The sequence below is a fragment of the Longimicrobium sp. genome, assembly GCF_036387355.1.
Lineage (GTDB): Bacteria > Gemmatimonadota > Gemmatimonadetes > Longimicrobiales > Longimicrobiaceae > Longimicrobium.
The window spans coordinates 1-12,641 of record NZ_DASVTX010000450.1 but is presented as its reverse complement, the minus strand read 5'-3'; the positions used below and the strand labels follow the sequence as shown (position 1 = coordinate 12,641).

The 12,641-nt window shown below is 70.2% G+C and carries 11 protein-coding genes; 2 read left to right on the top strand and 9 right to left on the bottom strand.

Annotated features, from left to right (window positions below):
- A partial coding sequence (locus VF665_RS19675) for a protein kinase domain-containing protein (RefSeq protein WP_331055168.1) occupies nucleotides 1-2,309 on the bottom strand: 2,309 nt, incomplete at its 3' end.
- A gap of 387 nt (nucleotides 2,310-2,696) precedes the next feature.
- Between VF665_RS19675 and VF665_RS19670 the strand changes: the two genes are divergently transcribed.
- Complete coding sequence (locus VF665_RS19670; RefSeq protein ID WP_331055167.1) at nucleotides 2,697-2,873, top strand: hypothetical protein; 177 nt, start codon at nucleotides 2,697-2,699, stop codon at nucleotides 2,871-2,873.
- 208 nt (nucleotides 2,874-3,081) lie between these two features.
- Here VF665_RS19670 and thrS read toward each other — a convergent pair whose 3' ends face one another.
- The 8 genes from thrS to VF665_RS19630 form a co-directional block, all read right to left on the bottom strand.
- Entirely contained in the window at nucleotides 3,082-4,944 is a 1,863-nt protein-coding gene (gene thrS / locus VF665_RS19665) for a threonine--tRNA ligase (RefSeq protein WP_331055166.1), read from the bottom strand.
- 173 nt (nucleotides 4,945-5,117) lie between these two features.
- Complete coding sequence (locus VF665_RS19660; RefSeq protein WP_331055165.1) at nucleotides 5,118-6,302, bottom strand: glycosyltransferase family 4 protein; 1,185 nt, start codon at nucleotides 6,300-6,302, stop codon at nucleotides 5,118-5,120.
- Nucleotides 6,303-6,677: 375 nt separating this feature from the next.
- A complete protein-coding gene (locus tag VF665_RS19655; protein WP_331055164.1) occupies nucleotides 6,678-8,789 on the bottom strand; it encodes a molybdopterin oxidoreductase family protein in 2,112 nt (703 codons plus the stop codon).
- Nucleotides 8,789-9,031 carry a hypothetical protein gene (locus tag VF665_RS19650; protein WP_331055163.1) on the bottom strand — a complete coding sequence of 81 codons (243 nt, stop codon included), beginning with the start codon at nucleotides 9,029-9,031 and terminating at the stop codon, nucleotides 8,789-8,791. Before VF665_RS19650 ends, VF665_RS19655 begins: the two co-directional genes overlap by 1 nt.
- A 274-nt stretch (nucleotides 9,032-9,305) precedes the next feature.
- Nucleotides 9,306-9,608 carry a type II toxin-antitoxin system RelE/ParE family toxin gene (locus VF665_RS19645; protein ID WP_331055162.1) on the bottom strand — a complete coding sequence of 101 codons (303 nt, stop codon included), beginning with the start codon at nucleotides 9,606-9,608 and terminating at the stop codon, nucleotides 9,306-9,308.
- Nucleotides 9,605-9,841: a hypothetical protein gene (locus VF665_RS19640; protein ID WP_331055161.1), complete on the bottom strand. Its 237-nt coding sequence runs from the start codon at nucleotides 9,839-9,841 to the stop codon at nucleotides 9,605-9,607. The genes VF665_RS19645 and VF665_RS19640 overlap by 4 nt, the downstream gene beginning before the upstream one ends.
- Nucleotides 9,842-9,961: 120 nt before the next feature.
- Nucleotides 9,962-10,321, bottom strand: coding sequence for a fluoride efflux transporter CrcB (gene crcB / locus VF665_RS19635; RefSeq protein WP_331055160.1), 360 nt, complete (start codon nucleotides 10,319-10,321; stop codon nucleotides 9,962-9,964).
- Nucleotides 10,318-12,105 carry a M1 family metallopeptidase gene (locus VF665_RS19630; protein WP_331055159.1) on the bottom strand — a complete coding sequence of 596 codons (1,788 nt, stop codon included), beginning with the start codon at nucleotides 12,103-12,105 and terminating at the stop codon, nucleotides 10,318-10,320. The genes crcB and VF665_RS19630 overlap by 4 nt, the downstream gene beginning before the upstream one ends.
- Here VF665_RS19630 and VF665_RS19625 point away from each other — a divergent pair.
- The gene (locus VF665_RS19625) at nucleotides 12,104-12,610 is read left to right on the top strand and encodes a sulfite exporter TauE/SafE family protein (protein ID WP_331055158.1); all 507 of its coding nucleotides are present in this window, start codon (nucleotides 12,104-12,106) and stop codon (nucleotides 12,608-12,610) included. The two genes, VF665_RS19630 and VF665_RS19625, sit on opposite strands and share 2 nt — an antisense overlap.
- The last annotated feature ends 31 nt before the right edge of the window (nucleotides 12,611-12,641 follow it).

Genomic DNA, 12,641 nt, shown 5'->3' with positions numbered 1-12,641 from the left:
GCGGAAGGCTGCGCGGCGGCGGGTGCGTCGGCCAGTTGCGGCGCGCTGGCGATCCGCTGCGTCGCTACCGGCGTGCGGGTGCCGCCGCCCAGCGCCGACTTCGCCGCCACCGCTCCACCCGCCGCGAGCACCAGCACGATGCCCGCCGCGATCAGCCCCGTGTGCGACTTCCGGGGCTGCGCGCCCAGCCGGCTCAGCCCCGACTTCCGCATCGGCAGCACCGCGACGGGCGCGGCCGGCTGCGTGACGTCCTCAGCCGTCGCGGGCGCCCCGCGTGGAACGAGCGTGATCGACGGCGCCACGTCCACTGGCTGCGTGCCGGATTCCGTGGGGATGGCCAGCACGGCAGTCCGTTCATCCGCCGAAACACTGGACGACGACGCGGGCGCGCTCGGCTGAATTCGCGCCTCCATGGTCGCGTCCGGGTCCAACTCGACCGGCGTGGCGGCAGCGGGCTTCGCGGTCTCAGTTGCTCTCGCCGGCGCGGGCGCGATGAACGGCGGTAGCACATCCGCCATCGTGGACGGCGCGAGTGCGGTCGCCGTCTCATCCCTGGCGACGACCGGCGCGCTTTCCGCTTTCGCCGGAGCCGGAGCGCGCTCTGGGGGTGGGGCGCTCACGGATGCCGCAGGCGCCGCGGGCGAAGCCGAAGAGCTCGGAGCGGCCGGGGCAGGAGCGCTCGCGATCGGGGAAGCCGTCGCGGTCACCGGAGCCTGAACGGGAGCGTTCGCCGTCGGCGGAGCGGCGGAAGCGCGCTGCTGCCCGAAGGTGGGCGGAATGTAGAGGATGTCGGCGAGGTCGGTCGAAGACGCCGTAAGCTGGTGCTTCCGCGGCGGGGCGGGCGTCGCGGCGGGAGCCGGCGCGGTGCGGACTTCCGGCCGCTCCCCGCTCGCCCGCTTGGCCCCGACCGCCATCACCTGCCGCGCCGGAGCCTGGGGCGGCACGACCGGATCCGGAGCCGGCGCGGCGAGTTCGCCAGTCGCGGCTTCGATGATCGGCAGTTCATCGGCGACGGGCTCCTCATCCACCTCCGCCGCTTTGAGCACGGGCGGGTCGTCGTGGAGCGGCGCGGGCGCGACGGCCGGCGCGGTTTCGATGAACGGCAAATCTTCCACGACTGGCTGTTCGCCCACCTCCGCCGCCTCGACGACGCGCGGATCATCAGCCGTCAAAGCAGCTTCGGCGAGCGGCGCCACTTCGACGAACGGCCCCGCGTGAGCAGGCGGCGCAACCTCGGCATTCAGCGCGGGCTCGACGGCCGGCGGGACTTCGACAACCGGCTCGGCCTCGACGTCCTGCGCGGCTTTCATGATGGCCGCTACGTCAATCACCGGTTCGGCTTCGGCGACCGGTGTGGCTTCAATGATCGGGGCGGCTTGCGGCGCTGTCGGTGCTGGCGCGGCCTCGAGGGTCGGTGCGACGACCGGCGCGGCGACGATGGGGGTGGAGAGGTGGATGCGCGGACGGGCGGCGGGCGCCTCCTCCGCGGCGGGCGCGGGGACGGCCAGCGCGCCCGCGAACTCGCCCGCGTTCGCCCAGCGCTGCGCGGGGTCCGCTGCCAGCGCGCGCACGATGGCGTCTCCGACATGCCGCGGGATCTCCGGGCGCGCCGCGGAGGGCGGGGCGACGGACCGCGCGCCGCCCTTCGCCATCGCCAGCAGCGTCGTGGTCCAGTCCGCGGGAAGCCCGGCCAGCACCTCGTACGCAATCACGCCCAGGCTGAACACGTCCGCCGCGGGGGTGAGCGAAGACCGGCGCAGGCGCTCGGGCGCGCAGTACTTCGCCGTGGCGCGCCCCGGCGTCGTCGTTCCGGGATCGATGCCGAGGCCCACGAGCACCGCCCGCAGCTTCCCCTCGTTCCGCGCCAGCCAGAGCATGCCGGGGTGCACATCTCCGTGCACCGCGCCGGCGATGTGCGCCGACGCCAGCCCGGCCGCGGCCTCTTCCACGATGCGCAGCGCCAGCGGAAGCGGAGGCGCGCCGCGGAGGGCGAGCAGCGCGGCGAGCGTTCCGCCGGGCCCGATGTCGGCCGCCACGTACTGCACCCCCGCCGCCGCATCTACCCCGAAGTCCAGCGTGCGCGCGATGTTGGGATGCAGCAGCCGCGCGGCGATCTTGCCCTGCCGGGTGCCGCGCTCGCGCTCCTCCGCCGTGGCGGGCACCGGGATCAGGCGCAGCGCCACCTCGCGTTCCGCGCGCGCGTCCGTGGCGCGGTACACGGTGCCGCTCCCTTCGCCCGCGAGAACTTCCACGACGCGAAATCGGTCGGCGAGCAGCGAGCCGGTCTGGATGGGGCCGGAGGTGGACATCAGGACGCCCGGGACGGAGGAACGCCGCGCACCCGTTGTCCGGGCGCGCGAAGGTGACGCGGACCGCGAAGGTTCGTCCAATCTCAGGGACGTAACACGCACGGCGCAGTTCAGATGGGGACGCGCAAAGTAGTACGGGGTCGGGGCCGGGTCAACGTTTTTCGTCCGGGCGCGGGCGTCCGCGCAACCTGGAGGCCCATCGTCCCGTAGGATGTGCGGCGGGTGTCCCCCGCGCGCGACAGGTTGGGGCATGCAGCGCCTGTCGCGGAACGCCGAAAATCCATCCATCTCACGGATTTTCAGCGGGTTGCGCCGCCCGTCTGCCGGGCATGCGGAATGCTTTTGAGGGATGTGCGTCCCTCGGGGTGCGGAAAGGAACGGATTCCAATGGAACTGATTCGCCCATATCTGGAGAGCTCGCCGACGCGCTTTCAGGCCTACGTGGCGCTGCAGTGCGCGCTGATGCGCCGCTTTGAGGCGCGCGGCGGGACAAGCGAGGAATTCTGCCGTCGTCTGGCGCCGGTGTTTCACCGCCGGTACGGGGCGATGCTGCGGGAGAGGTAGGGAACTGCAGGGATTAGGGAATAGGGAATAGGGAATAGGTACAGAAGAAAGAGCCGCCCACCGGTGATCCGGTGGGCGGCTCTTTTCTTCTAATCAGCCGGAGTCGCTGTGGACGAAGTGCGGGTCCGCCCGCGACGTCGCGTCCTCCGCGCGACCAGCCGTTCGCGATCCCCGCCCCGCGCAGCAGACAGGGAGGCGAACGGAAGCCTCAGTACGCGCTGTCCGTCGTCGTCGCCGCGGCCGTTTCCTGGAACGTGGCCGCCATCCTGGTCTGGTGCACGTCCAGCTCGCGCGTGCGGATCTTTTCCACCAGTTCCGCAATCACCTCGTCCACGGGAGCCACGCGCTGCTCCTTGACCTTGTGGCGGCGCACCGCGGCCGTGCCCTGCTCCTGCTCGCGCTCGCCGACCACCAGGATGTACGGCACCTTCTGCTTCTCCGCCTGCCGCACGCGGTAATTCAGCGACTCGTACTGCTGCAGCTCCGTGCGAATGCCGGCCCTGCGCAGCTTGTCGGTGACTTCGCGCGCGTAGTCCAGGTGCTTCTCGTCCGAGATCGGCAGCACCACCGCCTGCACCGGCGCCAGCCAGAGCGGGAAGGCGCCCGCGAAGTGCTCCACGATCACGCCGATGAAGCGCTCCATCGACCCGAAGATGGCGCGGTGGATCACGATGGGGCGCTGGCGCGTGCCGTCCTGCGCCGTGTACTCCAGGTCGAACCGCTGCGGAAGCTGGAAGTCCAGCTGAATGGTGCCGCACTGCCACTTGCGGCCCAGGCTGTCCTGGATGCTGATGTCGATCTTGGGGCCGTAGAACGCGCCGTCCCCCTCATCCACCGTGAAGTCGCGCCCCGCCGCCGTGAGCGCCGCCGACAGCGCCGCCTCGGCCGCGTTCCACGTTTCCAGCTCGCCCATGTACTTCTCGGGGCGCGTGGAAAGCTTCATCACGTACTCCAGCCCGAACGTGGTGTAGAACCGGTCCACCAGCTCCAGCAGCTGAAGGATCTCGTCCTGCACCTGCTCGGGCGTAAGGAAGATGTGCGCGTCGTCCTGCACGAAGCTGCGCGTGCGCATGAGCCCGTGCAGCGCGCCCGTGACCTCGTTGCGGTGCAGCACCTGGCCTTCGGCAATGCGCAGCGGAAGGTCGCGGTAGCTGTGCGCGCGCGTCTTGTAGTACAGCATGGTGTCGGGGCAGTTCATGGGCTTGAGCACCATGTCGGGCTCGCCCTCCTCGTCCCGCACGATGAACATGTCCTCGTGGTAGTGCTCCCAGTGCCCCGACGTGTGGAACAGGTCCGGCTTGTACAGCACGGGGTTCAGGATCTCCTGGTAGCCGTACTCCGGCATGAGCCCGCGCCAGAACTGCGCGAGCTCGTTGCGCAGCACCAGCCCGCGCGGATGCCACAGCGCCCCCGCGGCCCAGGGGTGAAAGCTGAACAGGTCCAGCGTCTGCCCCAGCACGCGGTGGTCGCGCGCCTTGGCTTCTTCCACAAAGGCCAGGTACGACTTCAGCGCATCGCGGCTGTCCCACGCCGTGCCGCTCACCCGCTGCAGCGACGGGTTCTGCTCGCCCCGCCAGTGCGCCGGTGACGCGGCCAGCAGCTTCACGTTCTGGCAGAAGCTCGTGTCGGGCACGTGCGGCCCGGCGCACAGGTCCACGAAGTCGCCGTTGCGGTAGAACGTCACCGTCTGGTCCGCAAGCTTCTCCAGGATCTCCAGCTTGAAGCGCTCGCCGCGGTCGCGCATGAACTCCACCGCCTCGGCGTGCGGAACCACGGCGCGCTCGAACTTCTGCCGCTGCCTGGAGACGTCCTTCATCCCCTCCTGCACCTGCGCCAGTTCGTCGGGCGTAAGCGGGCTGTTTACGTGCACGTCGTAAAAGAAGCCGTGCTCCGTGGCCGGCCCGATGGCGAACGTGGCCTCGGGGCGCACGCCGCGCAGCGCCGTCGCCATCACGTGCGCCGACGAGTGGCGGATGCGGCGGAGCTTTTCGTCCGCCGGGAGCGCCTTGAACTCGTCGGGCGGCACGGGCTGCCAGTCGCGCTCCTGCAGCCAGCTGTTCCAATCCGTCATGGGTGTGTTCTCCGTCCTGTATCGTGTGCGGCCCGCGCGGGCCGTGATCATCCGGGTTTTCCGTCCGTAGAAGACGGGAGATTAACGGCCCGCACCGCCCCGCGCCACTCATCCGCCGAACAAAAAGGCCGCCCCCGGGTTGGAGGCGGCCTGTGTATACGACGAGTGGATGCTCACCCTGCCGCGCGGGCGAGCTTCGTCGGGACGGTGCCGGTAGTGGTTCGGGTGTGCTGGCCAAGGATGCGGACGAACGTGTCGGCGATGGCCGCCCACGAGAAGTGGCTGGCCGTGTACGCGGCCGCGCGGCGCGATGCCTCCGCCACCAGGGCGCGGTCGGCCCGGTAGCGCAGAATCACCCGCTCGAACGCCTCGGCGTCGCGGCTGGGCACCAGGTGCCCGTTCTCTCCCTCGCGAATCACGTCGCTGATCCCCTCCAGGTCCGCGGCGACGACCGGCATTCCGCACAGCCCCGCCTCCAGCATCACCACCCCGAATCCCTCCATGTCACCCTTCACGGGGATGTTGGGCATGATGAACAGGTCCGCGCCGCTGTACAGCGTCCGGAGCATGGGCTCCGACACCTTGCCCAGCATGCGCACGCTGCGCTGCACCCCGTTGCGGTCGACGGCTTCCTGAATGCGCGGCGTCATGGGCCCTTCGCCGGTGATCAGGTAGATCACGTCCTTGGGAAGCCGCGGCATCACCGTGTCGGTGAACCACTGAAAGCCCTTGCGCTCCTGGTGCCGCCCCACGCTCACCAGGATGAGCGCGTCGGCCGGAATGGTGGCGCCCGACTCGCCGATGGCGCGCAGCAGTTCCGCCCGCGCGGCGCCCCGGTCGCGCGGCGCGCCGAACAGCTCCACGTCTACGCCGCAGGGGATCACGTGCATGCGCGAGGCGGGCAGCCCGCGGTCCGTGCACTCTTTGCCCGTCGCCCGGCTGATGGGAAACACCAGGTCCAGCGAGCGCAGCACCTTGGGGACGAACCACTGGTAGCCCGGCGTGGGGAGCGTCACGTCGCGCCCGACGGGGATGGCGGCGGAAAGCGCGCCCGCGCGGCGGATGGCGCTGCCCAGCACGGCGGTGGTGGACGCCGTCACCATGGACGAGTGCAGCACCACGTCGATCCCCAGGTCGCGCACCATGCGCGGCACGCGCGCCAGCAGCCCGGCCATGTAGCCCGGCATGCGGTACGGCGTGCCCTTCCACGACGTCTTCAGCAGCAGCGAATGCAGTTCCACACCCGGGTGCTCGCCCAGCGCCGCGTGCAGCCCCTGGGCCACGCGCTGCATGCCGCCCACGTTGCTCAGCGGGTCGCCGGGAAGCGGAAAGGAGTGGGAAACGTAAAGAATTCGCAACGCGGGGAGTCTCCTGCGAGGGCCGTGCGGGGCGTGCCTAACGCCTTGGGGACGCGCAATATACAACCGCGACGGGACTGGTGTCCAGAATGCGTGCACGGGCGGCGTCGCCGTCGGCCTTGCGCCGAAGTGCGCCATTGGCGTACATACAGGAGGACCGCCGGCCAGGAGGGGCCGGCCGAGTACCCACGGGGCTGCGTAGACGGAGTACGATCGTGCGGGACGACGTGTTTCAGGAACTGCTCGAGGGGGTGCGCGAAACCGCAGCGGCCATCCGTGGGGGCGCGAGCACCCTGCGGATGTACCGGATCGGCGAAGCGGAGGCCGCTGCGGCGCCGCCCGTCGACGGCGAGGACGGGGCCGTGCCACCTCAGTTCACGCCGCCCCGGCAGCGACCTCAACTTCCACCGCGTTGTCGTAGAACACGGCGCCGCCGCCCAGGTCGGTGACGGCCTGCGAGGTCGTGTCGTTCACCGTACGCCCGCCGTCGGAGTGCATGGCCCAGCGCACGCCGTAGCTGACCGCGACGCCCGGCCGCACGTCTTCCGTCACCACCGCGCGCCCGAAGAAGTGGCCGCGGTCGTTCCAGCACCGCACCCGGTCGCCACCCGCCACCCCGCGCTCCGCCGCCTCGTTCGGGTGCAGCAGCAGCTTCGCCTCCCCCGCCGCGCGCGCCAGGTTGGGCACGTTCACAAAGGTGCTGTTCATGAACGGATGCTCCGGCGGGGAAAGGAGCATCAGCGGAAAGCGGCGCGCGCGCTCCGGATCCGCCTCGGCGCTCTCCGCCGGCGGCACGTACGTGGGAAGCGGATCAATGCCGTGCGCCGCCAACTCGGGCGCCAGGATCTGGATCTTTCCCGTCGGCGTGTTGGGGCGCGGGTCGGCGTACGGACGAAAATCGTCCGGCACGTTCAGCCGCACCCATCCCTCCGCCACCAGCCGCTCGAAGGTGATCCCGGCCAGCCAGGGATGGTCCGAGCGCAGCGCCTGGCGGATCATCTCCACATCCGTATCCCCGAACTCCGGGTCGTCCAGCCCCATCCGCGCCGCTAGCCGGCGAAAGATCTCCGTGTTGGGAAGCGACTCGCCCACCGGCGCGATGGACGGCTGGTTGAGCGTAAGGTACAGGTGCCCGTACGCCGTGTGGATGTCCCAGTGCTCCAGCTGGCTCGTCGCGGGGAGCACCCAGTCCGCATACCGCGAAGTGTCGGTGACGAAGTGCTCCATCACCACCGTGAACAGGTCGTCGCGCAGGAGCCCGGCGCGCACGGCGCCCAGGTCCGGCGCCACCGCGGCCGGGTTGCTGTTGTAGACGATGAACGCCTGCACCGGCGGCCCGCCCACCCCGGCGTCGGGGCGGGTAAGCGCCTCGCCCAGCCGGATCATGTTGATGGTGCGCGTGCCGGCCGGAATCCAGTCCGGCCGCTGCAGCGCCCCCGAGTTGAGCTTGAAGGCGCCGCTGGTGGAAAGCGTGGCGCCGCCGCCCAGGTCGCGCCACGCGCCGGTAACGGCGGGAAGGAGCGAGATGGTGCGCACCGCCGTGCCGCCGCCGCGGTGCCGCTGCAGCCCGTAGTTCAGGCGGATGAACGCCGGCCGCGTGGTGGCGAACTCGTGCGCCAGCCGCTCGATGCGCTCCGCGGACAGGCCGGTCGTTTCGGCCGCGCGCTCCGGCGTCCACTCCGCCGCGCGGATGCGCAGTTCGTCTGCGCCCACCGTGTGGTCGCGCAGGTAGGCGTCGTCCTGCAGCCCGTCGCGAAAGATCACGTGCATCATCCCCAGCGCGAGCGCGGCGTCGGTGCCGGGGCGGATGGGGAGGTGCTCGTCGCACTGCGCGGCGGTGCGGGTGCGGATGGGGTCGATGGCGATCAGCCGCGCGCCGGCCTCGCGGGCGCGCCGCAGCGCGGGCCACAGGTGCGGATTGCTGGTGAGGGTGTTGGTGCCCCACAGCAGGATGAAGCGCGCGTGCTCCGCCTCTTCCGGCGTAGGGCCCATGCGGTCGCCGTAGGTGGCGGCCCACCCCGCGCTCCCCGCGCTGGCGCAGATGGTCCGGTCCAGCAGGCTGGCGCCGATGCGGTGAAAGAAGCGCCGGTCCATCGATCCGCCCTGCACCTGCCCCAGCGTGCCGGAATACGAGTACGGGAGGATGGCCTGCGGCCCGTGCCCGCCCTCGCGGATCGCGTTCAGCCGCCGCGCGATGTCATCCAGCGCCTCGTCCCAGGTGGCCGGCTCGAACCGTCCCTCGCCCTTGGCTCCCACGCGCCGCAGAGGGACGGTGAGCCGGTCCGCGTGGTAGGTGCGCTCCACGTAGCGGTTCACCTTGGTGCACAGGAATCCCTGTGTGACCGGGTGCTCCGGATCGCCCTGCACGCGCACGGCGCGCCCGTCCTGCACGTGCACCAGCATGGCGCACGTGTCCGGGCAGTCGTGCGGGCACGCGCCGCGCACAATGCCGGTCTGGAGCAGGGGAATCGAGGGCGAATCAATCATCAGAATCCGGTTCCGGTGCCCGTGCGGGTGCCGCTCGCATCTTGGCGAGCACTTCGTGCGCTGGGACCGCTTTGCGCAGTCCCCGCCTCAATCTCGGCCGATCTGCGCAGGATCTCCCGCCTCCAGTGCGGATCTTCATCCCACTCGTCCGCGGCTCTCGCGACCAGTCGCTCGATCAAGGCGCCCAACTCGTCCCGCGGAAGCTCCAGCGCGGCTTCCTCAATCTGGTCAGCGGTGATCATTCTCTTCCTTTCAGTCAGCCTCACACGCAGCGCATCGCGGGAGACGCGGAGGTCCGCAGTCACGTTCCAATTCGGCCAGCACCTCCTCCCACGAGTCCGTCCGAGCACGCCCCTCTTTGATGTCGGTACTGATGCGGTCCAGTCTCGCGAGCAGCGCGTCGTCTTCGCGAGAGAGTGTTGCGTGATCCGTCAGTCGCTCGGGAGCATGCATGAGTTCTCCTGGGAGGTGGGCCAACGCGCAACCCTGCAGGCGAGCAGGTTACAGCAGCGTTGATCAGGGATCACGATTAAGGAACCCGGACCAGTCCTGGGGATCGCGGCTGTGATGAACCAGCGCCTCAATGATTACTTCTTCTCGCCGGATCACGTACAACAACGTGAACGGGTATCCAGTCAGCACATGACGACGGATCGGTGCATCAACGAGTTCGCCCGCGAGGGGATACTCCCGAAGCAATGCTACGGAAGCGCGCAGCGCGGCGTTGAAACCGGCGCGCCGCCTGGGAACCACCCGCGAGTAAAACAGCCGTGCCTCCGCCACATCATGTTGCGCCGCGACGGCAAAGCGGACCCTCATCCGTCTTCGTCCGGATCCGCGAGCACGAGGTCGGCATCCACCAGTCCCATCCTGCCGTCCGCAACCGCGTCATCCCTCCGTTTGGCTTCCTCGACCCAGAGTCGAAGCCGCTCGGGGGACAACCCGCGCTTTTGGGTCAGCCGGTCCACCAGAGAGTGGAACTCACCTTCGTCCAACTCCAGCGCGGCTTCCTCGATCTCTTCGGCGGTGACCATCTTCTTCCTTTCGCTCATGGTCCGTCATCCTCGCCCAAAAGATACAAAGGGAACGGGCACTCGCGCTATCGAACCAAATCCGACACCGCTGGTACACAATAACTTACACGTACCGGACGTGGCGGCTTCCGTGCGGGATCAGTCCACGCGCGCGGCCCACAATCCGAGCGCCACGCACCCCAGCCCGGCGGCCATGCTCGCCCCCGCGTAGGCCAGCGCGGTTCCGTACGCGCGCTCCTGCAGCAGCGCGTACGTCTCGTAGCCAAAGGTGCTGAACGTGGTGAGGCCGCCGCAGAAGCCCACCGCCAGCAGCAGCCGCCGCGGGTCGTCCGGCGCGGTGCGGGCCACGATGATCCCCACCAGCAGCGACCCGGCCAGGTTCACGGCAAAGGTCGCCCACGGAAAGCCGCCGCGCGCGGCGGGGCCGATCCACCGCCCCGCTCCGTACCGCGCGACCGCGCCGGCCGCGCCGCCCAGCGCGACCAGCAGCAGGTTCATCGCACAATCATCCGGTTGTTGGCCCGGTTGGGGTCAATCAGCACCCAGTCCGGGTCCAGCATCACCTCCGACGGGCGCTGCGCGGTCACCACCGTCACCGTCTGCCGCCGCGCGCGCGACTGAAGCGTCTGCGTGCTGCCGCCCAGGCGCAGCACGACGGGCATCCACGCCTGGCCCGCGCGGTCCACCACCACCCGCGTGCGCCAGCGGCCGTCGCCCAGGCGCGTGGAGGTGGCCTCGCTCACCGAGTAGTCCAGCTTGTCCGTACGCTCGATCCACTGGGCAAAGAACCAGTCCAGGTCGCGCCGGCTCACCCGTTCCGCCACCGCCTGAAAGTCCGCCCCGGTCACGTGGCGCAGGCGGAACTCGCGAAAGTACGTCCGCAGGATCTCGCGGAAGGTGTTCTGCCCCACCAGTTCGCGCAGCATGCGAAAGACGGCGGACGGCTTGGTGTACGTCATCGCGCTGAAGATGGCCGGGTTCCGGAACTCCGCCGCGGGGAGCGCGATGGCCTGCGTGGAATCGCCCCGCTCCAGGCGCTCCAGCGCCGCCATGGTTCCGTTCCACACGGCCGTGTCGCCCTTGGCCTCGCGGTACCAGGAACTCATGAACGAGGTGAACCCCTCGTCCAGCCAGCCTTCGCGCCACTCGTTGTTGGCCAGCATGCCGTGCAGGTACTGGTGCGTCACCTCGTGCACGATCAGCCCTTCGGAGGCGGAGCCGTTCATCACCAGCATGGGGAACTCCGTCCCTCCGCCCTCCAGCCGGTGCACGTTGGTGAGCTGCGGCCAGGCGTACGGGCCAAACATCGTTTCCAGCCAGGTGAGCGCATCGTAGGTGCGGCGGACGGCCTTCTGCCCGGCCCACGACGTGTCTTCCGGAAGAAAGAGGGCGTGAATGCCCACCAGCGGGCGCGTCTGGCCGGCGTCGTCCACCAGCGTGCGGGTGACGAACTCGTGGATGTAGCGCGGATCGGCGCTCCAGGCGAAGTGGTGCACGCTGTCGGCCACCAGCCGCACGCGCTTGCGCCCCTGCTCCGCCGCGCCGGCCAGCAGCCCCAGCGCCTCCGCCGGCCCCGCCGCGGGAACGATGCCCAGCGAAACGGGCTGGTATCCCGGGTTGCCCTCCACCGCCACCCCCGTGGAGCCGATCACCTGGTCCGCGGCCAGGTCGAGCGTGACGTCGTAGCGGCCGAACTCGCCGTAGAACTCGCCCTGCGGCAGCAGCGGATGCGCCGCCCAGCCGGTGCGCTCGTACACCGCGATGCGCGGATACCACTGCGCGAAATCGTAGTGGCGCCCCGCCCTGCCCTGCCGGCGCGGGAGGGTGGAAAGACGTGCGTCCCAGTCCATCACCAGCGTCAGCGAGGCGCCGGGCGCCAGCGGGCGCGGCAGCGGGATGGCGGCCACGGTGCTGTCGGGCGCCAGCGGATACAGGGCGCGCGCCGCGGCCCCATCCACCGTGAGCGCGGTGAACCGCTCGAACGCGTGGTCGCCGGGCCCCAGGTCGGTGAAGCGGCGCTCGCCGAACTGCAGTTCCCGGCGCGCCCAGGCGCTGTTGGGGCGGAACGCGTTCAGGTGCTGGTGGACGTAGAGGGTGTCCAGCGCCGTGCGCGAACGGTTGGTATAGCGGAGCCGCGCGCGGCCGTGCAGCACGCCGGACGGCTCGTCCAGCCGGGCCTCGATCCGGTAGTCCACCCCCTGCTGAAAGGCGGGGGGCGCCTGCGCGGCGGCGGGCGCGGCGGCCAGCAGGGCCAGGGCGGAGAGGGCTGCGAAGCGGGTCATGGCGGCGCGGGGGCTCAGGGTGATGAGGGCCAACATGCGCATCCGGCGGGGCGCGGGCAACGGGTGGGGCGGCGCGGGGGCGGCGGGTGCGTTAGCTTGGCGGCGTTCGCGGCGGATTGTCTCTCTCCGGAGTGCTGTGATGGGAATGCTGCTGGTGTTTCTGCTGATCGGGCTGGCGGCCGGCGTGCTGTCGGGATTGTTCGGCATCGGCGGGGGGATCCTGATCGTGCCGGCGCTCATGCTGGTCGCCCGCATGCAGCCGCTGCAGGCGACGGGAACGTCGCTGGGCGCGCTGCTGCTGCCCGTGGGAGCGCTGGGCGCGTACGAATACTATCGGAACGGAAATGTGAACGTGGCCGCCTCGCTCACCATCGCGGTGGGGCTGCTGGTGGGCGCGTACTTCGGGGCGCACTGGGCGCAGACGCTGTCGCCGGTGCAGATGAAGCGGGCGTTCGCCGTTTTTCTGGTCGCCGTCGCGATTCGGATGTGGTTGTCGGCGAAGTAAGTGCGTGAGTGCTGAGTGCTGAGTGCTGAGT